At 39.0% G+C, this 24,885-nt stretch carries 22 protein-coding genes and 1 tRNA gene; 3 read left to right on the plus strand and 20 right to left on the minus strand.

From position 1 onward, the window contains the following. Positions 1–63 precede the first annotated feature (63 nt). Positions 64–137, plus strand: a tRNA-Trp gene (locus tag M8E35_RS03135). 90 nt (positions 138–227) lie between these two features. Here the strand turns inward: M8E35_RS03135 and M8E35_RS03140 are convergent. From M8E35_RS03140 to iadA, 6 genes are all read right to left on the minus strand, one after another. Next, positions 228–1,763 (minus strand): AMP-binding protein, encoded by a 1,536-nt coding sequence (locus M8E35_RS03140; protein WP_252467296.1) that lies wholly within the window; start codon positions 1,761–1,763, stop codon positions 228–230. Between the two features lie 8 nt (positions 1,764–1,771). Continuing rightward, entirely contained in the window at positions 1,772–2,650 is an 879-nt protein-coding gene (locus tag M8E35_RS03145; RefSeq protein ID WP_252467297.1) for an SDR family NAD(P)-dependent oxidoreductase, read from the minus strand. Positions 2,651–3,273: 623 nt separating this feature from the next. After that, entirely contained in the window at positions 3,274–7,626 is a 4,353-nt protein-coding gene (locus tag M8E35_RS03150) for a 2-hydroxyacyl-CoA dehydratase (RefSeq protein ID WP_252467298.1), read from the minus strand. Between the two features lie 100 nt (positions 7,627–7,726). Then, a complete protein-coding gene (locus M8E35_RS03155; protein WP_252467299.1) occupies positions 7,727–8,299 on the minus strand; it encodes a TetR/AcrR family transcriptional regulator in 573 nt (190 codons plus the stop codon). Between the two features lie 348 nt (positions 8,300–8,647). Further along, complete coding sequence (fusA, locus tag M8E35_RS03160) at positions 8,648–10,669, minus strand: elongation factor G (RefSeq protein ID WP_252467300.1); 2,022 nt, start codon at positions 10,667–10,669, stop codon at positions 8,648–8,650. 143 nt (positions 10,670–10,812) lie between these two features. Further along, positions 10,813–11,979, minus strand: a complete 1,167-nt coding sequence (iadA, locus tag M8E35_RS03165; RefSeq protein WP_252467301.1) for a beta-aspartyl-peptidase — start codon at positions 11,977–11,979, stop codon at positions 10,813–10,815. A gap of 180 nt (positions 11,980–12,159) precedes the next feature. On the opposite strand from iadA, the gene M8E35_RS03170 reads away from it, so the two are divergent. Beyond that, positions 12,160–13,704 (plus strand): putative polysaccharide biosynthesis protein, encoded by a 1,545-nt coding sequence (locus M8E35_RS03170; protein WP_252467302.1) that lies wholly within the window; start codon positions 12,160–12,162, stop codon positions 13,702–13,704. On the opposite strand, the gene M8E35_RS03175 is transcribed toward M8E35_RS03170, so the two are convergent. Beyond that, positions 13,701–13,964 carry a hypothetical protein gene (locus M8E35_RS03175; protein WP_252467303.1) on the minus strand — a complete coding sequence of 88 codons (264 nt, stop codon included), beginning with the start codon at positions 13,962–13,964 and terminating at the stop codon, positions 13,701–13,703. The two genes, M8E35_RS03170 and M8E35_RS03175, sit on opposite strands and share 4 nt — an antisense overlap. A gap of 119 nt (positions 13,965–14,083) precedes the next feature. On the opposite strand from M8E35_RS03175, the gene M8E35_RS03180 reads away from it, so the two are divergent. Continuing rightward, entirely contained in the window at positions 14,084–14,308 is a 225-nt protein-coding gene (locus M8E35_RS03180; protein ID WP_073029248.1) for an alpha/beta-type small acid-soluble spore protein, read from the plus strand. A 42-nt stretch (positions 14,309–14,350) separates the two neighbouring features. On the opposite strand, the gene surE is transcribed toward M8E35_RS03180, so the two are convergent. From surE to M8E35_RS03240, 13 genes are all read right to left on the minus strand, one after another. Then, positions 14,351–15,130 carry a 5'/3'-nucleotidase SurE gene (gene surE, locus M8E35_RS03185; protein ID WP_252467304.1) on the minus strand — a complete coding sequence of 260 codons (780 nt, stop codon included), beginning with the start codon at positions 15,128–15,130 and terminating at the stop codon, positions 14,351–14,353. 13 nt (positions 15,131–15,143) lie between these two features. Next, positions 15,144–15,335 (minus strand): YpmA family protein, encoded by a 192-nt coding sequence (locus M8E35_RS03190; RefSeq protein ID WP_252467306.1) that lies wholly within the window; start codon positions 15,333–15,335, stop codon positions 15,144–15,146. Positions 15,336–15,352: 17 nt separating this feature from the next. Next, positions 15,353–15,925, minus strand: a complete 573-nt coding sequence (gene folE / locus M8E35_RS03195; RefSeq protein WP_252467307.1) for a GTP cyclohydrolase I FolE — start codon at positions 15,923–15,925, stop codon at positions 15,353–15,355. A 54-nt stretch (positions 15,926–15,979) separates the two neighbouring features. Continuing rightward, on the minus strand, positions 15,980–16,711 hold the full coding sequence (locus M8E35_RS03200; protein WP_252467308.1) for a 7-carboxy-7-deazaguanine synthase QueE: 732 nt from the start codon (positions 16,709–16,711) through the stop codon (positions 15,980–15,982). Next, entirely contained in the window at positions 16,711–17,268 is a 558-nt protein-coding gene (locus tag M8E35_RS03205; RefSeq protein ID WP_252467309.1) for a DUF366 family protein, read from the minus strand. Before M8E35_RS03205 ends, M8E35_RS03200 begins: the two co-directional genes overlap by 1 nt. A 46-nt stretch (positions 17,269–17,314) precedes the next feature. Then, the gene (queC, locus tag M8E35_RS03210) at positions 17,315–18,016 is read right to left on the minus strand and encodes a 7-cyano-7-deazaguanine synthase QueC (protein WP_252467310.1); all 702 of its coding nucleotides are present in this window, start codon (positions 18,014–18,016) and stop codon (positions 17,315–17,317) included. Positions 18,017–18,019: 3 nt separating this feature from the next. Next, a complete protein-coding gene (gene queD / locus M8E35_RS03215) occupies positions 18,020–18,397 on the minus strand; it encodes a 6-carboxytetrahydropterin synthase QueD (RefSeq protein WP_252467311.1) in 378 nt (125 codons plus the stop codon). A 170-nt stretch (positions 18,398–18,567) separates the two neighbouring features. Then, positions 18,568–19,734, minus strand: a complete 1,167-nt coding sequence (locus tag M8E35_RS03220) for a tetratricopeptide repeat protein (RefSeq protein WP_252467312.1) — start codon at positions 19,732–19,734, stop codon at positions 18,568–18,570. 233 nt (positions 19,735–19,967) lie between these two features. Next, positions 19,968–20,417 (minus strand): Fur family transcriptional regulator, encoded by a 450-nt coding sequence (locus M8E35_RS03225; protein ID WP_073029256.1) that lies wholly within the window; start codon positions 20,415–20,417, stop codon positions 19,968–19,970. A gap of 69 nt (positions 20,418–20,486) precedes the next feature. Continuing rightward, a complete protein-coding gene (locus tag M8E35_RS03230; protein ID WP_252467313.1) occupies positions 20,487–21,764 on the minus strand; it encodes a class I SAM-dependent rRNA methyltransferase in 1,278 nt (425 codons plus the stop codon). A 170-nt stretch (positions 21,765–21,934) separates the two neighbouring features. Then, the gene (locus tag M8E35_RS26410) at positions 21,935–22,060 is read right to left on the minus strand and encodes a hypothetical protein (protein ID WP_289710656.1); all 126 of its coding nucleotides are present in this window, start codon (positions 22,058–22,060) and stop codon (positions 21,935–21,937) included. Between the two features lie 130 nt (positions 22,061–22,190). Continuing rightward, on the minus strand, positions 22,191–22,433 hold the full coding sequence (locus M8E35_RS03235; protein ID WP_252467314.1) for a YkuS family protein: 243 nt from the start codon (positions 22,431–22,433) through the stop codon (positions 22,191–22,193). Positions 22,434–22,502: 69 nt separating this feature from the next. Continuing rightward, on the minus strand, positions 22,503–24,809 hold the full coding sequence (locus M8E35_RS03240) for a M28 family peptidase (RefSeq protein ID WP_252467315.1): 2,307 nt from the start codon (positions 24,807–24,809) through the stop codon (positions 22,503–22,505). Positions 24,810–24,885 lie beyond the last annotated feature (76 nt).

Consider the following 24,885-nt stretch of genomic DNA (forward strand, 5'->3'; position numbering starts at 1 on the left):
TTCGCAAAGCATATTGACACATTCACCTTTTTCCGATATAATTCACTTCGTTGCAAAAAATATAGGGGATTAGTTTAATGGTAGAACAGCGGTCTCCAAAACCGTCAGTGGGAGTTCGACTCTCTCATCCCCTGCCAAACTCACCAAGGCTTAGAGCCTTTTTCTTTTTGCCCATTTCAGGTTTCGGACAGATTTATTTTATAGGCCCTTCGATAGGGCTTATTTGGTTATTTCATTTTAAGTTGCTTCTTATCAAGTTTACCCAAAGATGTATAAGGTAAATGATTAACGAAGGCTATTTCTTTAGGCATCTGGAATTTCGCAATTCTATAGGTGAGCCATTCTAAAAGTTCCTTTTCTGTGAGATCAGCATTTTTTTTTGGAAGTACATAGGCCTTCAACCGTTGCCCAAAGCCTTCATCATTAATCCCAATAACTGCTGCATCTTCTACTTGAGGGTGATTTATTAATGCCTGCTCAATTTCAACCGGATAAACGTTTTCACCAGCTGAAACAACCATATCGTCCACCCGTCCACATAAAAAGTAATACCCTTTACAGTCTCGATAACCCAAATCCCCTGTTTCAATCCAAGAACTTTTACTGTTTCTCATTGACCATTTATTTTTAATGCACAATTGACCTACGTTGCCAAAGTTCACTTCATTCTTATTTTCATCCAAAATCTTTAAGTGGACACCCTCTATTTTTTTGCCCACCGTTTTCGTTGAATAGAGTAAATCCTGTGGAGTTGCAATGGTATTCAGACCGGCTTCTGAAGTGCCATATAGATTATACACTACTTCTCCCAGAGTATTATAAATATCTATTACTAGTTTCGGATTGAGTTCAGCCCCGCCTGAAACAATACAGGATAGGGATTTTAAATCTTCTGCATTGTGCTTTAGCATTTTATAGACCATTAATGGTACGACAGTTACTACTTCAACGTTATGCTCACGAATTAGAGTACACGCTTTTTTTACTTCAAATCCATTATTAATAACCACTTTTTTACCCAATGCGATAAATAACAATAGCATCGCTACCCCATAACCGTGATAAATCGGCGTAGCAATAAAAACCGTATTATAATTTATAAGTTTGAGTCTAGTTAACATGGTCAGAAATGGATTTATATAATTGAGCAGGGATGGTTTATGAGCTGCTGCTTTAGGATTTCCTGTTGTACCACCTGTTAGTATCATAATTTTACTCGATGAGGACCGTCGGGATTTTAGTTTTGTCTTCCCAGTTGTATTTAGCAAGGTATTGATTGCCGTTAAACGATTATGGTAACTCAGAATCCTATCTTTACTATAAGATGACTGTTCAATTTTAGAACTTAATTCAAAATCATAGACAAGAAAGTCAAAATCATGTTGAACGACAAAGTTATTAAACTGACTCAGGCTCATTTCAGTATTGAGCAAATAGATATCTGCTCCTAATTGAGAAACTGCAAAAATTGATTTAACTAAAGAAACATGGTTTTTACATAAAAACCCTACCTTTTGACCACTTCGAAGTTGATAGCTTTCTTTCAAAACAAGGGAAACTCTTTCCGACTGTGACCATAATTGTTCGTAACTTAATGTTTCATCCTCATCCACTAATACAGTTTTACTAGCATATATCCTTTCTGCAAAACTTAATAGAGCCATTAAATTCATTCCATATTTGAAAACAGCAGAAATTAGGCTATAAAGTCCTAATGGTGAAAGTAATCTCATTTTGAATAAAACATTGATGAGTTTAACCATTATCTCTATCAAATCTCCTCTTTCTTATTTATAACCGAAGTCGATAATTCCCAGATTCCTCTGAACATAAGTGAAGCAAACTGTCCAAAAATAAACCACCATGGCCTATACTTCTGTCTTTTTGTATACATTGACTTACAAATGATTTTTCCAACATGATATGGATTCATAGCAGGAAGTTTTTGATAAGCAGTTGTTGGCATGATCATGCGTGTTTTCACTAATGGAAGATAGATAGTTGTTGTTGATATATCCATAGCATTCAATTCAGGTTCTACAGACCGAAACCAGGTATCAAAAGCCGTTTTTGATGCCTGATAAGCAGCCCAATAAGGGAAAGGGATTAACAAGACGTTTATTGTTGATATGTTAATAACCTGACCTTTATTTTTTTCTAGAAGTGGAATGAGCGACAATAACAATTGAACTGGCGCAAAATAATTAATAGCCATCGTTCGAGTAAAATCATGATAACGGTCTAATGAATGGCTAATTGATCGCCTTATTGATATACCCGCATTACTTACCAACAAATCCAAACCATCAGGCAACTGATGAATAAAGGTTAACAATTCCTTAATCTCTTCAGGTTTTCTAAGGTCGGCAGAATAAACACTTACTTTGGCCGCTTTCTCTTCTATCTCCCTTTTCATTGTTAAAAGCTTTTCCTCTGTTCTAGCGACTAAAATCAAATGAATATTCATATCTGCCAGTAAATAAGCTAACTTCTCTCCTATCCCAAAGCTCGCACCAGTGATAAGAACAGTCTTTCCTTGAAGTTCGGACCTAAGTTTCTTTACGTTCAAATAAACAGGTGGAAACAATAAAAATTCCCTAAGACTATAGTTATGCATAACAACTCCTTCTTGTCGGATGACTATATTCATCTATGCTTTTAATCATCCAGTCATCTATTCCTATTTATCCCCATCTTTTATTAAAGCTTTTAGTGATGTTACACACTTCTACCCAAATAATAATGCGCCCATATTCCTAAGATAGCCTAATCATCTCACAAGTTTCTCGCGAAGTAAGGGGAAATCTGTAACTATATATTGAGAGTATGGTTTCTTAAACTAAATTTTACTAAGTGTATCGATTAATTTAACTTCCGCCAAGCTAATGTTGTCGATTAAGGGATGTATTTTATATTTTTTGAGTGATTACTTCGTCTGCCAATAATCAAAACACTAATTAATATCCAGAATTATAAATATCGAACATTTACGGACATGCTGAATAGAGTATATTAATAAAACCTCTCATTCTTCTGCAGATCTAAATGAGGGGGTGAAGAGAATGCTTTTAGGCTTTTTAGGTATTTTGGTGGCGTTATTAATCATCATAGCTCTATTGTTAATCATTATCAAAATAATTTAGAGGCTCTTAGCCAGTATAAGTTTTGGCCTGGGTAGTAAACCTAACCTTTCTTTAAAACTTGCCTCTGCTCGTGCAATATTAAGGGCTCAACCGTTTTAGCCAAAAACAGGTTGAGCCCTTTACATCTACGTTAATCCATTTTACACTCAATTAAATTCTGCTCTCCGCTTAAAACCATCGTCAACTTACGTTCCACTAACTCATTCTCTAAGTCTAACGGTGGGGTTTTAGCTTCCTCAGACTTGTTTTCAAGATTTTCTACGGCTACTGAAAGCATAAGTTTAATTCGATTGAGTTGATTAACTTCGCTTGCTCCCGGGTCATAATCAATAGCTGCTATATTCGCTTTAGGGAAGGATCTTCTAATTTCTCTAACCATGCCTTTTCCCGTAATATGATTAGGTAAGCAGGCAAAGGGTTGTAAACAAACAATGTTATTAACGCCGCTGCGAATTAACTCAACCATCTCTCCAGTAAGAAACCAGCCTTCACCACACTGATTGGCCAGAGAGAGATGATTTTCCGCGTACTTGGCAATCTCTTCGATAGGTTTTGGAGCTTCAAACCGTTTACTGGCTTTAAGTGCCTTCTTCATCTCTTTACGATAAGATTCAATTCTATTAATCGAAAAGTATCCAGACACCATATCCCAAAAACTTCCAGAAAGTTTCTCGTATTTAATGCGATTATCAAAAGCACCATACAAGAGAAAGTCAGTCAGGTCAGGAACTACAGCCTCTGCTCCTTCAGCTTCTAACAGTTCAACGACGTTGTTATTTGCTGTCGGATGAAACTTAACCAAAATTTCACCAACAACTCCAACCTTCGGTTTGACTAAGTCCTCGTAAAGTTCCAGGCTATCAAAATCTGCTACGATTTGACGAATATTCTCTTCGTGTTCTTTTTTATTTCCACTCTTCAATGATTCCTGACATCTCTCAACCCAATAGTCATATAAGAGATTAGCTGAACCCGGAAACTTCTCATAAGGTCGCACTCTATACAGGACTCTCATCAAAAGATCTCCATAGACCAGCCCCCGCATTATCTTATTAAACATAGGAACAGTAAATTTGAAACCGGGATTGGTCTCCAAACTGGATGAATTTCCCGTATTTAAGGCAATGACAGGAACTTGTTCCATATTCGCATCTTTTAACGCTTTTCTGATAAACGAAATATAATTTGTTGCTCGACAACCGCCACCCGTTTGAGTCATTATGACTGAGGTGTTGTTAATATCATAAACTCCAGATTTCAACGCCTTCATCAGTTGACCAACGACAATAATAGCTGGATAGCAAGCGTCATTATGCACATACCTTAAGCCTTCGTCGACTGCAGACTTATCCACTGAGGGCAGAAATTCTATACTGTAACCAGAATCTTCAAACGCCGTCTTAAAGAACTGAAAATGAATCGGGGACATTTGGGGAGCTAAAATTGTATGAGTTCTCTTCATTTCCTTTGTAAATACGGCCCTTGCTGGATAATTATATAGTCTTTTAGGAGTGAAGTTTCTCTTATCTCGTTCTTTTATTGCGGCGATCAAAGAGCGCAGACGTATCCTTGCTGCTCCCAAATTATTTATTTCATCAATTTTTAAGACCGTATAAATCTTCCCGAATGTTTCGAGTATCTCTTTAATTTGATCAGTAGTCACTGCATCAAGTCCGCAACCAAAGGAATTCAATTGAATTAATTCTAAATCCCCCTGTTCTGCTATATAACTTGCCGCATTATATTCTCTTGAATGGTACACCCATTGATCAACAACACGCATTGGCCTTTGGACTTTGCCCAGATGTTGAATCGCGTCTTCAGATAGAACAGCAAAGCCATAGGAATTTATCATCTCTGGTATACCATGGTTAATTTCAGGATCAATATGATAAGGCCTTCCCACGAGGACAATTCCCTTGATCTTATTTTTCCGGATATAATTTAGAGTTTCCTCTCCTTTTGTTCTTACATCGTCCTTATAACGATCAAGTTCAGCATATGCTTTATCAAGCGCCTGCGCTAGCTCATGCTTTGGTATTCCCTCAGGTTTTAACTCTTCCATTAGTCGTTTTAGCATTCTGCGAGGCATATCCAATGGCAGGAAAGGGTGATAAAACGTTACTTGTGATTCCCGCAAACTGTCCATATTTGCATTAATTGTCTCCGGGTAGGAGGTAACAATAGGACAGTTGTAATGGTTGTCAGCCTCTTTATCTTCTTGCCTTGCATAAGGAATGCAGGGGTAAAAAAGTTTATTAATCCCTTTATTAATTAAGTCAACCATATGCCCATGCGCAAGCTTGGCAGGATAACATGCAGAATCGGAAGGGATTGTGTCCATTCCTTGCTCATAAATCTTATTTGAGGAACGACCCGAGATTATCACTTGATAACCCAGCTCTGTAAAAAGGGTGAACCAGAAAGGATAGTCCTCATAAATATTTAAAACTCTTGGAATGCCAATGGTTCCCCTCGTTGCTTTGTCCTTGGCTAAGGGTTTATAGTTAAAAACTCTTTGGTACTTGTATTCGTAAAGATTTGGGATATCACTTTTGACGAGGTCTTTTCCCAGTCCTCGTTCGCATCTGTTTCCTGAAATATATTCATTTCCACCTGAGAATTGCTTAATGCTTACTAAACAATTATTTCCACATAAACCGCAACGCTTCATCGTAGCCTCAGTTGTAAAATTGAACAAATCGTCTCCTTGAACAAGACTTGTTTGATACCCAAATTCATATTGATCCTTAGCAATTAAAGCGGCACCAAAAGCACCCATTATGCCTGCAATATCTGGTCGAACTACTTCTTTTTTGGTTATTTTCTCAAAGGCCCGAAGGACGGCATCATTATAAAAGGTTCCTCCCTGGACAACAATTTTTTCACCTAGTTCTTCGATATTTCTCAATCGAATGACTTTATAAAGTGCGTTCTTAATAACTGAAATGGAGATTCCTGCAGAAATATCACTTATCTCAGCGCCTTCTTTCTGCGCCTGTTTTACTTTAGAGTTCATGAATACCGTACATCGTGTCCCAAGGTCAACAGGATGCCTGGACCCTTCGCTCAATCGAGCAAATTCTTTGACATCCATGTTTAATGAGTTTGCAAAAGTTTCCACAAATGATCCACAACCTGAAGAACAGGCTTCATTTAATGTAATGGATTCTATAACCCCATCACGGATCACTAAGCTTTTCATGTCCTGTCCGCCAATATCAAGAACAAAATCGACTCCTGGTTGAAAAAAGTTAGCTGCCGTGTAATGTGCGACAGTTTCAATTTCTCCAATGTCCACTCTGAGGGCCGCTTTAATAAGATGTTCCCCATATCCAGTAACGGCAGAATTTACGATCCTTATGCCCTTATTTAATTTTTTATATAAACTTTTCAAGGCCGCGATGGTAGACTCTAAGGGTTTACCCATGTTGCTGCCATAATAGGAATACAATAAGCTTCCAGCTTCATCGACAAGGGCAATCTTCGTGGTAGTCGAACCGGCATCAATTCCGAGAAAGGCATCTCCTTCGTAATTATCAAGTTCCACTCGATTGACTTTATGCACAGCATGTCGCTTCTCAAATTCGTTATATTCCTCGTCACTAGCAAATAATACTTCTAACTCTTTATTCTCAGAATTATCGACCTTTAGAATCTCAGGTACTTTATCGTACAACTTCTGAATGGTGATAGGCGTCATTTCACCAAAAGACAGTGCCGCTCCGATCGCCACAAAAAATTGGGAGTTCTCAGGAAATATAACATTTTTGTTCTCTAGCTTTAGAGTTTCAATAAAGCGATTTCTAAGCTCCGACATAAAATGAAGAGGCCCGCCTAAAAATGCTACATTTCCTTTAATAGGCCGTCCCTGAGCCAGGCCGCTTATCGTCTGATTTACAACGGCCTGAAAAACAGACACCGCAATGTCTTCCTTGGCAGCTCCTTCATTTAATAAGGGCTGAATATCAGTCTTTGCGAACACTCCACATCTAGAAGCTATTGGATAAATGTGATGATAGTTTTTAGCTAATTCATTTAAGCCCAGGGCATCTGTTTGCAATAGGGAAGCCATCTGATCGATAAATGCTCCGGTGCCCCCGGCACACGTTCCATTCATTCGTTGCTCAATAGATTCTCCAAGAAAAGTAATCTTGGCATCTTCTCCGCCAAGTTCAATAGCAGTTTCCGTGTTGGGAATAACAACCTTTATGGCATTCGTACAAGCAATCACTTCTTGAATAAAAGGTATCTCCAGAGTATGAGAAATATTATACCCACCAGATCCAGTGACCATCAGGGTAAATAAATTTCCTTGTATAATAGCTCTGGCATCATCAAGTACTTTAATAACCGTATTTCGAATGTTAGAAAAGTGCCTTAAATACTTCTTATAAAGAAGATTTTTATCTTTATCTAAAACAACTATTTTTACAGTTGTAGAACCAATGTCCAAACCAATATTTAAAACTCTGCTACTCATTTTTTTCCTCCACTATGCACAACGTTTTTTTTGAAAATTCTGCTGGCTCAATCATTCAGGTCTGGCCATGGATGGTTAGATTGATTAAGGCGAGAATTATTTATAACAAGCTTATGCATTTTGTAAATATTTTAATATAATTAGAAATACACGTCTGAATATCAGTATCAAACGTAAGTTTATTCATGACTAAAGATGTGAAAAACAAGCCAAAGCTGGTTGTTAAAAAATTCACAGCTAATGTTTCTGGATTTTCAATGATGGCCCCTCGATTCCTCATTTCTTCGAAATAGTTGCTTAAAAGTTTCTTAAACTCATTCGGAAATTTATATAATACAGCTTCAAAATGCGGATTTAATTCTTCGTTTTTTAAATGCATCAGAATAATTTTTTGGTTTTTATATAAAACATCTTGGTAGGAAGAACAAATTTTATTTAAATCTTTTTCTAAATCCCATTCTAAGCTTTCAAATAATGCTTTAGATTTAGGAGAAAAAACAAATTTATCCAATGACCTTTCAAATAAATTATGTTTACTTTCAAAGTGCCTAAAAAGGGTCATTTGGCTTACGCCTGCTTCTTTAGCTATTTCTTTAGTAGTAACAGCAGTGTAACCTTTTTTCGAGAAGAGAACAATTGAAGCATTTATTATTTTATCTTCAGTAGTGCACATAGGCCCTCTCCAATCACTCTACTTCCATCATGTTAGTTCTTACTAACATCATCTATTTTATCATTCTCCCTACATAACTTCAATCCAACATCATGGTTCTATTTTCCTATATTTGTATTCATCCTCTTACTGAAAAGATTCTAGACATGAAAACAATTATACAACTTGTAATAATTTGTCTCTATAGCAAAAAATGGACCTGTCCCTTGGAAAAGGCAACTGCTTTATTCAAAATGTATTCAATTAAAATAGGGACTGTAATCTATTACAGCCCCTATTTCAATGACCCGCGCATTCAGCGCACCTAAAGCGCCCGCAGGCGATTAAAGCCTGGACTAGCCGAGTTTTCTAACGATTATTCGCTAGTTTCAATTGACTGACTAATGTCTCGCTTATTTTGCTTGGGACTTCTTCATAGCGCAGGAAATCCATAGTGAATGAACCTTTCCCTTGAGTTAAACTTCTTAAATCTATTGCATAACGCATCATTTCGGCCTGTGGTACGTGGGCCCGTATGGATGGATTTTTTTGGCTGGCATCCATTCCTAAAACTTTTCCCCGTTTTCCATTAAGGTCCGCAATTACATCTCCCATGAAGACTTCAGGAACTCTCACTTCTATTTCAACAACTGGTTCAAGCAAGGTGGGTTTAGCTAACTCTACTCCTTTGCGAAAAGCCATAATCGCTGCAAGTTTAAAGGCCATTTCTGAAGAATCAACAGCATGATACGAGCCGTCACAAAGAGTTACTTTAATGTCTGTTACCGGATATCCTACCATAGTCCCTTCTGCCATAGCCTCACGAATTCCCTTTTCGACCGCTGGAATGTATTGCTTCGGTACAGACCCTCCAAAAATCGACTCAGCAAACTCAAAGTCACTGCCTTCAGAAGGTTCTATGTTAATCCATACATGCCCGTATTGACCATGTCCGCCCGTTTGCTTCTTGTGTTTACCTTCTACCTTGACTGCCTTACGAATAGTCTCACGATAAGGCACGCGAGGCACTTTTAAGGTCACATCAACTCCAAATTTCCGGGTTAGCTTTTCTTGAAGAATCTCAAGTTGCATTTCTCCCAGTCCTGTTAAAATTAATTCCTTAGTCTCTGTATTTTTACTGATCCTTATTGTAGGATCTTCTTCAAGCAAACGTGTTAAAGCACTGCTAAGCTTATCTTCATCCCCTTTAGTCTTCGCTTGAATAGCAACTGATAACGCAGGGACCGGAAAGTCTATCCCCTCAAGCTCGATAGGATGATCTTTTGAACATAATGTATCCCCTGATTTTACTTCTTGTAATTTTGCGATAACTGCAATATCTCCCGGTAACACAGATCCAACCGGCTCCTGGATTTTACCTCTCAAATAAAAAGGTTGCCCGATCTTTTCATCTGATTCGCGACTTGAATTATAGACCAATGATTCAGCAGTAAATTTCCCCCCATAAACGCGGAGGAAAGACATTTTCCCGACATAAGGATCTGTTAGGGTTTTAAAGACAAGAGCCGCTTTATCTTGAATTGCTTCCGGGGGGGGAGCGAATTTTACCAAGAAATCCATAATCTTTGAAATCCCTATATTTTTATTTGCAGAACTGCAAAGCACTGGAATTATAAGATTTTGCCTTAATGCTTCCTTTAAGGCAGTTTGCAGATCTGCCTCATTTAATCCTTCCCCTTCAAGATACTTCATTAATACTTCATCATCAGCTTCCGCTACTGCTTCAGCTAATTGTTCTCTTAAAAAATCGGTCTCTTCCCTGTACTCGACTGGAACCTCTTTGACAGAACACTTCCCACTTCCATCTGCGTCATAGTCGTAGGCTTTATTTTCGAGAATATCGATTAACCCTTTAAAACTTGATTCCTGCCCCATAGGAAGGTGTAGAGGAACCAGCCTTGCTTCTGGATAGGCATCTTTTAGCTGATCCACCACCTTTTGGAAATTGGCATTCTTTCGATCTAATTTATTAATAACAATAATCTTAGGAAGTTTTTGTTCCTCCATAATATTCCACGTAATTTCCGATTGGACTTCAAGCCCTGCTATCCCGCAAAGTACGAGAACTCCACTCTCAACGACACGTAAACCACTCTTAACTTCTCCCAAAAAGTCTAAGTATCCCGGGCTATCGAGAACATTGACTTTAACTCCTTGCCACTCAAACGGAGTCAGACTCATACTAATCGACACTTTGTGTTTAACTTCTTCGGGTAGATAATCTGAGACTGTGTTTCCTTCAGAAACTTTGCCAATACGATTGATCGCACCTGAATTAAATAGAAAGGTTTCCGCAAGGGAAGTCTTTCCTGCACCACCATGCCCAACTAGACAGACGTTGCGAAGTTGTTTTGTGTCATAGGTTTTCAAGACGATTCCTCCTTGATTTGTTATTTAAGAAAAAGGACCGAGCCTTTTTACTTGCAACAGATTACCGGAGTTTCTATGTCTAGATCCTAGATTAGTACTAATTTATTGATTAGAGTGGGTCAAGTATTCTCAAGTTTGGAATATTAATTTATTTTTTCGTATGTGCCCCATACCCTTTGCTGTTTATTGTGGATCATACATTTGCCTTTGGCCCAGACAGAATCGACCTGCAGATCTTCATCAAGCACTACCAGGTCAGCGTCATAGCCTGCGCGAATCATCCCTTTGTTTTTAAGGCGCAGTACGTTTGCTGCATTGGCTGTAATTGTACGCAAGGCTGCCTCCAAAGGAATTTCTTGTTGCATGACTGAACTTCTAATATCACGCCATAAAACTTCTACTGAACCGACTCCCATGCCAATAAGTATGCCTGCTTCGTTGTATCTAGGCATACTTCCATTCCCGTCTGAGGTTACGGTGATCCTATCATTAAGAAGTTGCCGCTGGTACAACATTTTTAAGACTGACGGCACCTGCAGTTCAACCGGAAAATCGTCACACCCTGCCGTGAGATCGATATGCCCTCCTGCTAAAAGAAACTGAATCCCTTGTTCTAGTAAAGTATGAGTTCGATTAATATGAGTCGGTATAAATTGAGTAATAGGGATATCTGTTTTCTCCAATATTTCCCATATGGGTTGTAAGCCTTGTTTCCCCTCTCCTAGATGAACGTGAACTACCCCTGCTTTTCCTCCGAGCATTCCGCCAACTCTAGCTTCTGCCGCTAAATGCTCAAGTTCACTGATTTGAGGTTGTGCCGAACGATGATCAGAAATAGCTATTTCCCCGGCACCAATGACTTTTGAAATCAAGACTAGGTCTTGTTCTAAGGTTGGCAAAAGTGTTCTCATTGGAACTCGGTAGGCCCCACTGTAAATATAGGTGCTTATTCCCTCTTCCTGGAGTGCATTAGCTTTAACCAAAAGCTCTGACATAGAGCGTGATACGGAATCTGTCCCCAGACAACCAACGACGGTTGTTGTTCCAGCCCGAGTTATTTGAGAAAGTTGAAGTTCTGGAGTACGCGAAGCAGGTCCCGCTTCGCCCCCTCCTCCACAAATATGTACATGAGCATCTATAAAACCTGGGACCAGTGTCTTACCTTGAAGGTCGATCACTTCCCCCTCTACAAAATCAGGCAGTCTCAGATTTTTGCCGACTGCAGCAATGTTAACTCCAACAATCAACAAGTCCGAATTATCAGTATACTCAGGACAGTATATTTTGGCATTCTTAAGAAGTACCCACACTTTTACCTCTCCCCTCACGAGGTATAATGCCCCAATCTTGGATCAATATTCCATGCATTTAACATTTCTTCGTCGTGAGCCAAAATCCTTTATGCCTAGTAAGCACTCCGAAAATTTCCTAAGCATTTCTTTTTTTCTACAAGCATATGGTTATATATAACTCAGATTAGGGAGGGTTACATGGCGAGAAGGACCTTTGTCTACGGTGCAGCTATACTGTTAGGTGCAAATTTGTTAAACCGCCTGTTGGGCTTCGCCTACCAATATTTAATAATGATAAATATTGGTGGTGAAGCCTATGGTTTGTTTAATATGGTATTTCCTATGTACATGATGGCTCTTGTTGTTACAACAGCGGGTATACCGCTCGCAATTGCCAAAATGGTTTCCGAAGAAGTATCTCTTGGACGTATTTCTAATGCCCAATCCATCTTCCGTTTAGCCCTTTGGCTCCTCAGTATTTCAGGAGCCTTCGTATCTATTTCTCTCTATTTCCTTTCCCCTTATATAGCTCACAAGATCTTTTCTGACCCAAGAGTGCTTAACATCTTTCTCATATGCACTCCGGCAATTTTTATCGTTTCTGTATCATCAGTCTTCCGGGGATACTTTCAAGGTTTACAGAATATGGTTCCCACGGCTGTAAGCCAAATTTGCGAACAGATAATTCGAGTGGCAGTCGGATATGCGGCAGCTCTTCGACTTTTGAATTATGGCGTTGAATGGGCTGCAGCAGGATTAGCTCTAGGCATGTTAGCTGGCGAATTCGTCGGATTGATCGCTATTATTATCCAATATTGGAGGGCAAAACTTAAAGTCACACGAGACAATCAGGCAAGAACTTTTTCCTCACGCCAAATATTAATCAGATTATGGAAATTAGCTTCGCCTGTGACCGTTGGAAGGCTGCTGGCTACGGGTTTGTCTTCATTAGATGCAATAATCATCCCTCTTCGTCTTCAAGTAGCGGGATATTCTGCACGAGAAGCAGTAACCTTATTTGGACAGCTTGGTGGTTCTGCTTTTACACTGCTAACCTTTCCCAGTGTCTTTACATTTGCCTTAGCAACCTCACTTGTACCTGCCATATCTGAAGCAACCGTAAGACGACAATTAAACGTCGTCCGTGCACGCAGCGCTGAAGCCATTCGTTTAACGATCTTAATTGGAATTCCTTGCCTTATTATTCTCTTTTATTTTGCTCGTCCATTGACCGCGTTTTTCAAGAGTTCAGAAATTGCACCAATTTTGCGTGTGTTAGCTTTTGGAGGAATCTTTTCTTACGTACAACAAACCACAACGGGAATTTTGCAAGGAATCGGAAAAGTTCATCTTCCAGTTGTCCATTCCATCATTGGGGCTGTCATTCGCATCCCCTTGCTTATCTACCTAACAGGTCTCCCCCATTGGGGTCTGCGTGGAACTGCATGGGCGTATGCATTTGGTTATTTTATGATGGCTGTCTTAAATATCGCGGCAATTTCAAGGTACACCGGAATGCCTTTAGATCTTCAACGATTTGTTCTCCAACCAGTTTTTGGCGGAGTAGGTATGCTTCTCGTATTTCAATTTTCGGATCCGTTCTTTAGCAGCCATCCTTTAGGATATCCCCTTGAATTTTTAGTTGGAATAGTCATTTATGGTACAATTCTATTATTTAATGGCGGCGTCACCTTTGCCGATCTAAGAAGACTGCCATGGATCGGAAAGTTTCTTCCGCCCTAAAATTCATTCCACAATCGACGAATTTGGTTTCCCCATTGCCAATAAGATAAAACAAATGTCACAAGAACAACTAATAATGCCAAAATCTTGTAAACAAAATATACTTTTATGACAGTTAAAAAAACCATTCCCAGTCCTAAGATAGCAGGAATTGTTAATAATTTAAATACTGAACGTTTATCCTTCTTATTTCGGAATCCTGGATATGAGAAAACGATCGCAAATAATATAAAATAAAATATAAACGTGCCAATTATCATTAAAGCTTCCTCCATTAGTAAAAACACAATAACTATCCATTATTTATGCACTATAAACACTGAAGCATATGTGAATACTACAATTGTGTCAGTAGATAGATTTGAGAGGAGATGTGTTTATGAGTCGCAGAAATAGAAATAGTGGAATTTTACCGGAATCGGTGTTGGAACAATTCAAATGGGAAGTTGCAGATGAACTAGGTATAAGCTCAAAAATTAAGAGTCAAGGTTGGGAAAACATGACCTCTCGAGAATGTGGTCATGTCGGAGGACGAATTGGTGGAAGCATGGTTAAAACCATGATCCGCAGAGCAAAAGAATCCTTAAATGAGACATCCTTATAATCAATAGGTAAAGGAGTACAGAACTAATCTGTACTCCTTTAATTATACCCCGTTATCGAGCAAACTGTTGGATATGTTAAAATATTTTTTCCAAGGTTCAATCCCTTTAAAATCCGTCAAATCACTATGCATTGGAGTAATCGAAATAAAATCTTCTTGGATCGCTCTTAAATCCGTATCCTCTTCAAGATCTTCTGCCCTATTGCCACATTGCCAATAATAAGCTCTCCCATGAGGATCAACTCTTCGCTCAAACACATTGTCATAAATAGCCTTACCAAGTCTTGTCACTTTAACTCCAGCCCACTTAGACTGAGGTTTGCCCGGAAAGTTTATATTCATTAAGCCTTTCTTATGAGGCTTAACGATATAATCTAAATGCTTTGCTAAATAGACTGCTGACGGTTCGAAATCCGTAAATTGATAGTTTGCTAAAGAAACAGCTAATGAAGGAACGCCCAGTATTACTCCTTCCATGGCCGCTGAGACTGTTCCCGAGTAAAAAACATCCGTTCCTAAGTTAGAGCCTTGGTTGATTCCCGAAATAAGCAGATCAGGCTTAGTAATAAGCCCTCCTTGGACAGCAAGTTTAACACAATCAGAAGGAGTACCGCTAACGGCAAATCCCTTTTGATGGCTGTCAAGATCATGTTCTGTTACAAACAAAGGATGAAACAAGGTTATAGAGTGGCCCGTGGCAGAACGCTCACCTTCTGGAGCAACAATGCTAATATCATGCTCTGTCAGGGATCGAAGTGAACGATATAATGTTTGAATACCAGAGGCATGATATCCATCATCATTTGTTAGTAAAATATGCATATTATTCCTCCGATTATTCTACTTCGTAAACAGAAATAACCATTTTATCTTCTTTTTTAGTTAACCCAAACATTAAGCGATGTCCCTTGAGATTTTTATTTAAAAAATCTACCACTTTATAAAGTTCACCATTCACACTTAAGCGTTGTGAGGCAATAAGTTCTATCTTTCCTTGACGATCAGACGGGTTTATATTGTCATTCACCCAAAATTACCTCTTTCTTAGCGTCTGTGTCCCTGAATTAATGAAAATGCTTCCGATCTAGTAATAGGGTTTGTCTTAAATATCCCACGTACGGCAGACGTTAATGTTTGTGATCCTGCTTTCTTAACCCCTCGCATAGTCATACACATATGCTCTGCTTCAATAACCACCAAAACGCCCAGCGGGGTAAGTTTTGCCATAATAGCATCGGCGATCTCAGACGTTAAACGTTCTTGAAGTTGCGGTCTGCGTGCAAACCCTTCAACTACACGAGCGAATTTTGACAAACCTGTTATCTTACCTTTTCTCGGGATATAAGCAACATGGGCCTTGCCGTAAAATGGGACAAGGTGATGTTCGCACATAGAATAAACCGGTATATCCTTCACGATAACCATCTCTTCGTGTTCTTCTGAAAATTGTACATTCAAATGATAACCAGGGTCTTCATGTAAACCGCTAAATACTTCCGCATACATTTTAGCTACACGCTTTGGTGTATCCCGTAACCCTTCGCGTTTAGGGTCTTCTCCTATAGCTTCTAAAATCATGTAAACAGCTTGCTCAATCTTTTCTAAATCCATCCCCATAATTCTTTTCTCCTTTACTCTATATGGTCCTTCATTAGATTTAATTTAACTTAACTATAGTTGTCCCATAAATACATGTGTTTGAGGAATAACTCTTACGTTAGTAAGTTTCTTAAGAAAAAAACTTTGCCATTCTAGAAGTTGATAAGGTTTAGGGGTATTGATCTCATTTGTTGCTGTTACAGGTTGTAAGATTGTTGGGATCAGCGGATCTACCGCCACTATTAAATCACGAGCGTACTGGAGTTCCGTAAGACTGGTTTCTCGATGAACAACAATTTTGACGAAGACTTCTTTTTGAAGACTAGAGCGCAGAAAAGACTCATGAACATCCCAGAAGCTTTGACCATCAAATGGCAGCTTAATATCCATACTTATAATATCAACCCAAGGTAGGATCTGAAGAAGCTGCTCAGGTAATGTTCCATTAGTTTCAAGGTATATCTTAATGCCTTTCTCTCTCAAAAAAGGTAAGATTGCTCGTAATTCGTTAACCCACAGAAGGGGCTCTCCTCCAGTGATACTCAAAGAATGATGAAGAGAAAAATCATAAATTTGCAACAACTTTATAATCTTTTCAATTGGAACAGGGTTTTCAGTCATGTTAAAAACTCCCGACCCTGCTTCCGTCTCCATGCGCAATTGTTGCGGTGCTGTTGTCACCGTATCACAATATGGACACCTTAAATTACAGTTTGGCAAGCGAAGAAAGATTTGCCTTACTCCAACATAAGGACCTTCCCCTTGAATTGAAGAAAATATTTCCGTAACTGGCAACTTAAGCATTACGAAACCCCTCGCACTTTACAACGCGCAAGACGCATAGAAAGAACCTCATCACAATAATGTTCGGCAACGCTCTCTCCAAATCCTAATACATCTTGAATCCGGAAATCACCTAAGCCTATGGTTGGAATGGGTGTATTCAGCTTGGAAACATTAAGCCCGCAATGAATCATACTAGACACTGGTGAAAGGGTGCTAATACTTACAGAAAGCTTTTTATCTTCTTCATAAAGATCATCCCCACTCCGACTTAGGGTCTTCACCCCAAGTTTTTCGAGTTCTTCCTTGATTGTAGCGATGAGCAGGCGTTGCCGAATAATTGCCTTTTCTAAATCCATATCAAAATGTTCTACTATAAAATGCAACATGTCTTCGCTGTAAATCCAATCCTTAGCCAAGACATCCTCCATGTCCACCATCTCGTTTTGCTCTACATGGCAGGAGCCACGGAATACACTTATACTATCCCCCATTAAACCAAAATTTTTATAGGCAAATAAAGACTGAAGCTGGCTGCCATCGTAGTTTAGGAGTTTGTGCTCTATAAAGTATTTCATTGAAATTTCCTCTCTTATGAGTCTCTGGTCAGATCTTTAAAAACTATTATTTCTGATCTATTTCAAATAATTCTCTTACCAGTTCTTTTGCATCGTTCTTAAGCAGGGCTCGTTTTAAACGTTGACAACTCTCACACTGTCCACAAACTTTATTTCCACTTTCGTAACAGCTCCAAATATAGTTAAATGGAACGTTCAAGCGCAACCCTTCTCTAACAATTTCCTTTTTTTCGTAAATCGAAGTAGGGCTGAAAACGGTCACATTATTTTGGGTAGAAAAAGCCAAACATCGGTTCACCGCTTCTATAAAGTCCAGGGAGTTATCTGGAAAGGTTGCAGCCTCTTCCCTGTTAAAACCAGTGATTATAACTGGGTGGTCGCCCATATTTTCGCCAAAAACAGCCGCAATATTCAGAAATAAACCGTTGCGATTGGGAACCCATACCTGACGTGCACTTTCTAGCGCCTGGCCTTCAAGATCATCTAGTTTGTTATATTCTATCAAGGGCAAATTTTCAGAACGATTAACAAGAGCGGAGTGAGTCTGTTCCTGCAAAAAAGGTATAGGAATAACCTGATGCGCAATATTATAGAACTCTGCAATCTTTCGCGAAGCAGAGATTTCATTCCTGCTTGCCCTTTGTCCATAGTCGATGGTAAGGGCTAAATCAATACTGCCCTTTTCCAAATAGAGCGCTAAGGCCACAGTAGAATCTAAACCACCTGAAAGTAAAACGATTCCCGCCATTTTTTAATCCTCCTTAAAAATGGCCCATGTATCAGGAGATTCAAAGACTTTTACCCACGCCAAGCGCTTATCCTCTATGACCAAATCCCTTTTGAATTCCAAAAACAAAAACTGGGCTAGGTTCTCTGCTGTAGGATTAACTCCTTTAGGACCAAAAAAAGTTAAGTTATTTAACAAACCATGATCCAGTAATTTAAGCGTTTTACGTATGCTCTGCTTAACTTCCTTAAAATCTATCAACATCCCTAACTGATCCAATTGTTTACCGGCGATACAAACCTCTACATCCCATCGATGACCATGTAAATTAGAACAATCACCATCATAATCCCTGATAAAATGAGCAGCATCAAAGTGCGCTCGAACACATACCTGAAACATTTCGCGCTCCTTATTAGACAAATTACATTCTATTTTACCACTATTATTTACAAAAGAAAAATGAAATATCAAAAAATATACTGCTGCCGTAATTGCCGTCGATTTTGAGCTGATAGCCCTGTGAGCTTTCTTATTGATACGAGAAAAGAGAAGGGTCTCTCCCTTCTCTTTTATGCTAGCTTCAATGCCTTATTAAAGCAGTCTATTGCAACCTCTGATTGGTCAATTTGGTCATAAATATTTCCCAGCAAAGCCCATCCTGCTGAATGATTTGGTTCAATTTTAAGAAGTTGATTTATTAAATCAATACCTTCTTGCCAATTTCCTTTACGCGTAAGGCAAACACTTAAATTGTATAGAATTAGTGGATGATCTGGTGTCAACTCTAACGCTTCTCGATAATACTCAGATGCTTTTCTTGTTCGTCCCTGATGAACTAACGTAAAAGCCAAATTATTAAGCAGTATCGGGTCCTTAGGATAGATGTTTTTGGCACGTTCCAACAAGGTCAGCGCTTCTTGGGAACGGCCCAGATTTTGATAGACTGCTGCCAGATTACTTAAGCTGTCATAATGATCAGGTTCATACTTTAAGGTGTATTTGTAATATTGAATTCCTTTCTTGATCTCACCATTCTGAACATAACAGTACGCCAGTCTGGCGGCTAAGTCTGGGGTTCCTCCATAACGAAGTGCTCTTTCATAACTGTTACAGGCGTCTTTTAACTGTTCTAGAAGTAAATGCATCTCTGCTTTCATTTCCCAATACAAGAATTCACGGGGCCTAAGTTGACAACATCCTTGAAAACACCTTAAAGCTTCGTGATATTCCTCGTGAAAAGAGTAAATCATTCCCATTCGATAGTTTGTTTCTGCATTTTGGGGTGCTGCTCTCATGGAGTTATCTAAGGCCTTAATTGCCTCACGCCAATCTCCCAGTTCTAGATAACAGTCCGCAAGTAAGTCCCAATACTTTGCATTCTGCGGCTTTTTGAGGATCGCTTGTTCGATCTTTTCTTTAGCTTGTGGAATTAGTGCTTGCCCAAGATAACACTTTGAAAGAAGATAGTTCTTTTCCGATATATCCTCATCCGAGTCACTTTCCAGCTGTTCTAAATATCCTCTTGCTTCTTGTAACGCTTGGACTTCAATTAAATAGCCGACTTCTTTAAAACGTGGTCTAGATGATTCTCGATTCAATAAATCTACCCAATTTTGGATAGCTTCATCGGTCTTACCAAACCGACGATTCCATCTGGCTTGCATAAAACTCCACAAATACGAATTTTTTAGAGTGGGCCTTTTTTGTTTGGTATTTGAGGCCATAGGTAGATCCATAGCTTCCACCTCTTTTTACTTATTTTACCATATTTTAGTTCTCCTTTCGTATTGCTTTCCCCTTCTATTTAGTACATAAATCGAACGTCAAATGCCTTTCAAATGCGCGGTAATTCGCAATAAGGTTTATTAATAATGCTTTTACTCGTCAGAATTCTGACTTTTACAGCTCCTGTTTGTTATTTATTCCTATTTTAGAAAATCTTGCTCAAATAAAAATAGAAAGGCGCAATTTAATGCCCCTCTCCACATTGACTACAATACCCATAAAATTTTAAGTCATGGTCCATGATTTTAAATTGATTTCGTTTAATGATCACGGCTTCAAGAGACTCTAGCAAATCGTCATCAAATTCCGAGACATTCCCACACCCCAAGCAGATCAGATGATGGTGATGGTGATGTTCGTCTTTTCTGCTAAACTCATATCGGCTCCGCCCATCTCCGAAATCATTTTTAAGTAAAATTCCTATTTCAGCTAGAATGTCCAAGGTACGATAGACAGTCGCTAAACCTATTTCTGGATTTTGGTGTTTTACAAGCATATACACCTCTTCAGCACTTAAATGACGATCGACATGCTCCAGAAATGTTTGTAAAATTGTCTGACGCTGAGGGGTCAACTTATAGGAGCGATTGCGTAATAAATTGCAAATACTTTCAAAAGTTTTAACTTCCTCCATTCCCAGCCCTCCTCCATATATTACCTATTATATGATAATGACAATCCTTTGCAAGTGATTTTCTGGTAATTAGCGGTTAAACACTTCAAATATCGCAAATTTTAAATAATCCGTTTCTTCACTGCCTAAAAGAACAGGATGATCAATGCCTGCACGCCTGAATTCAATGAGTCTTAATACTTTATGAGCATCTGCGGCTGCCTCTTGAAGCATGCTTAAGAACCGTGCAGCACTCAAGTGGTAAGAACAAGATGCAGTTACCAAAATCCCTCCGTTACGGACCAATTTCATGCCTTGGAGATTGATCTCTTTATAACCTCGTATAGCCCCTTCAATAGATTGACGGTTTTTGGCAAATGCCGGCGGATCTAGAATTACAATGTCCCAGCTTTTTTTCTCATTTACTTGTTCTCTCAAATAATCGAAAGCATTGGCTGCCATAAATTCAGTACGATGCAGGAATCCATTGAGCAATGCATTACCTTTAGCCATTTCAACGGCCTTTTCTGAAATGTCCACACAGGTGACCTTTTTAGCACCATAGAGACAGGAATGCAACATAAAAGAACCGGTATGAGAAAAACAATCCAATACCTCAGCACCATCCCAAAAAGGATTTTTTACTGTTTTCCCTTTAGCATCTACGGGAAGCGTGTCCCCTTCCACTTTAATGCCGTGCCTAGCACCCCATCCCGTCATCAGTGGCTTCAAGGCTGCTCTATTCTCTCGCTGATCAAAGAAATAGCCTGTTTTTTGTCCCTCAGCTACATCCACCAAAATTCTCAAACCATTTTCAGAGACCGTAACCTTGGTATCAAATGGCTTATCAACGAAGCCTTCTCTTTCTTGTAGTCCTTCCAGCCTTCTTACCGGGACATCACTTCGTTCATAAATTCCACGTGGATTAAAGATCTGAGTTAAGGCATCATAGACCCACTGTCGACGTATCTCTACGCCTAGGGAAAGAATTTGCACGACCAAAACATCTTCATATTTGTCGATGATTAATCCAGGCAAAAAATCAGCTTCACCATGGACAACCCGACAAGATGTGGCATCCGGAACTAACCACTGTCTCCGCTTCCATGCTTGCTCAATTTTCTGGAGAAATAAATTTTGATCTACTTCAACTTCATTTGAATAAGTTATTACTCGTATGATAAGTTGGGATAGCGGATTATAAAATCCCTGGGCCAAAAAATGTCCGACATGATTCACAATATGTATAACATCTCCGCCTTGAGGATTCCCCTCGATCTTTTCAATTTCACCGGGAAAAACCCAGGGATGCCCTTGCTCAAGTCTCTTTTTACGATTCTTTTTGAGAAACGCTTTTGCAACCGTCATTTAGTTCCCTCGCTTTCAGTCTACCATTAATATGAGATTGACATCCTTCAAAATATACCTCGAAAATGAGAGAAAAGAAAGCTTTTGCTTCCTTTTCTCTCATTTTTCTGGCAGAAAGTCTAAACTTACGTTATAAACTTTCTAAGCATTAGTGCAATTAAAGCTGCATTCTAATACCATCCCTGGTAATGATAGGGATATGGGGGATAAGGAGACGGATACGGAACATAACGTGGTGCAGCAGTAAAAGTACCTAAACCAAAACCCAAGGCAAAGGGAATAAGACCAAAGAACATAAGAGCAACTCCTTCCTGAATGAGATACAAGTCTTCAATTCATTATATGGAATATTATACCTTTATGGTCACGAAAAAAAGTCGTCCTTTACAGAAGGACGAAGTTTAGCTCAAAAAATAATTCTATAAATTATGAGAGACGATCTCGAAGAACATCTACAATTTCATCAGCACTACGTCCGGATGCATTAATAACTGGCAATTTCACAGGCCATTCAGGGGCAAGAATATTCGTTTCGTCCCCTTTTACGACAATTGCCCGAACGTTGTTCTTTAATGATTGACCTTCCAAAGGAGTCGTTTTAAACCCTGCATTATGAAGGGCCTGAATTACATTACCAAGTCCATCTTCAACGGCAATCGTTGTATACATTTTTTTACCCTCCTCCAAATTATCTTTATCATCGTTCCCAATTCTTTTTGGGCCTATTCAATGTTTCAGTTAAAAATCATATTTTTCTTTGAACCAAATCTGATAGTCTATGGATAATAAATCATGTTGAATTTGTATTCTTGGGGATGGATCAGAAAACATTGCTTCGATAGAGCAGGTTACTAAACCCTGTGTCTCGATGGACATGTGGATATTATTTTTATGCGGCGGTGTTCTCTGTAATATAATTGAGTATTTTTGGTTTGATTGTTGTACTCCTATTAACTGCAGTTTTCTAGGAAGTTTGGCCATTGGTAAAAATTCATCGGTCTGCACTTCAAAAGGGTGTTCACTTTCTATCCTGACCCGTGTCAAGTATGGTTCCCTCGAATAATTCAAGATAAATGATACGTCAAGAATCCTCTGTCCATCGTTAATAGTCTCCGCCATGGAAGCTTCAACATTAATTGGCGGTTTTTCATTTTGTATGGGGATGTAAAGACTCTTTCCATCCTCTCCGCTTAAATCTTTTACGACGCTTCTGGGCAAACGTTCGTCAGAGAAAATGTGAACCTTCCCCTCGCTGCTTCCTGACCACTCCTCCTGGACAACGACTGTTTGAGGGTAAGATCTAGTGTAAACAGGAACTAAACCAGGAGATAGAATTAATAGAGCAGTAACAACTAGTGCCGGCTTTCTTGAAAGAACCAACAGTTTTTTCAAGCGATGGGTCTTGGTAATCAAAACGTGCAGCAACGCTAGAAAAAATGGAATCATCAATATACTGTAAATCCCAAGGAAAACTAAGAAATAGTTATGTATTGCTTGATAATAACTAATCCATTGTTGGGAATTAAGAAGTTCATAATGCATCCAAATAAGGAAATAAGGGCCGATTAAAACCAAAACAATGTTGGGGAAAAAGAACTGGATGTTTAAGCACAACAACCAAAATATGAACGGAAATGCCAGGTCAATCCGAGTTAATGCTAAGACTAAACTAATTCCTAAAAGCAATACTGCTCCAGTAACCCAATAGAGTTCAGAATCCCGCACTAAAGGAAGCTTATACAGCCAACTTGTTATAATTAAGAAGACCCCTAGTGCAATTCCCACGCGGGCAACTATAAAAAGCAAAGGATATGCGTAGTACAATATTTGTACTTCTTTAATCAATCCCCATACTGCTTCACCAATTCCGCTTGTAATAACTACAATCAGACTCAGCAACAATGAGATCCCCAACACTCCTAAAGCCTTTTTCCATTCAAACTTTTTCAGGTTCCTTTTCTTATGAAACTTTATTAACATTAACACAGTTACAAAGAATGTAAGACAAGTAACTATACGTATCACATAATTAGGGAGAATAATTACATGCTTGCCGAGCTGGAAAGGCAGATATAATTCATCCCATTCATTTGGGCCAATCGTGCTCATCTTTACATTAGTTAGCAAACGATGCGCAAAATCTCCAATCTTCTGAATCTCTTCTAGCGAAACTCTGTCAATACGATCCTCCGGTCGATGAAAATACCCCTCTGGCCGACCGTAGATACCTAATCCAAGAGCAGGAATATTCTGATCGAGAAAAGGACTGTAGTCGCTTACTCCACCTTGAGCGCTTTCACGTGTCATTAAAATGAAATCACGACTAAGGTGAAAGGGAATACTGCTTTCACCAGCCAATGCTGTAACTTGCTTAATTAACTCTGGAGGGGTTGATTTTTTTCCTGCAACATCAATTTCCATGGGACTTCCAATCATATCTAGATTGAGCATCCATCGAACGGCTGATAAATCTACTTGAGACGTATAGAATTGCGATCCAACAAGTCCATACTCTTCTGCTCCGAAGAAAACAAATTGATAGGTTTCTTCGTGAGGCTCTTGACTAAGAACTCTGGCAAGTTCCAATAAAACTCCTACGCCTGAAGCATTGTCCACTGCTCCGGGGGCATTGACTGTTGCAGAATCATAATGAGCACCTACAATGATGGTATCGGGACGTGTTCCTGGTAATTCGGCAATAATATTTTGGCTGTTAATTAATTCGACTTGTTGTTCCTTTTGTAGAACAGAAGCCTCACGCACGACGACTTTACTAAAGGGTTGATCGCGTACCTTCCAACCGTTTTGCCTTAACACATAATCAATATATTGAGCTGCTTTCACTTCTGCCTTGCTTCCGGCCGGTCGCGGTCCGATTTTCTGCACGAGATACTTAACATGTTCAAACGCATTTTCGGCTGAAAATCCTGAGATTGAAGCCTTGAGAATCGGAGTAGTATTAGATTTTGAAGAAACTAACCACGAAATCGTAACTAAGCCGAAGACAAGCATTAATGTGATCAAAATAACTTTAGAAATCTTCATAGCCCATGCCCCTTCAAAGTTCAAACTTACTTTGCCAATTCTTATGAAAAACTTCTTATGGTTATGCCTACAATAG

It is taken from the genome of Desulfosporosinus nitroreducens, assembly GCF_023897015.1.
GTDB classification, from domain to species: domain Bacteria; phylum Bacillota; class Desulfitobacteriia; order Desulfitobacteriales; family Desulfitobacteriaceae; genus Desulfosporosinus; species Desulfosporosinus nitroreducens.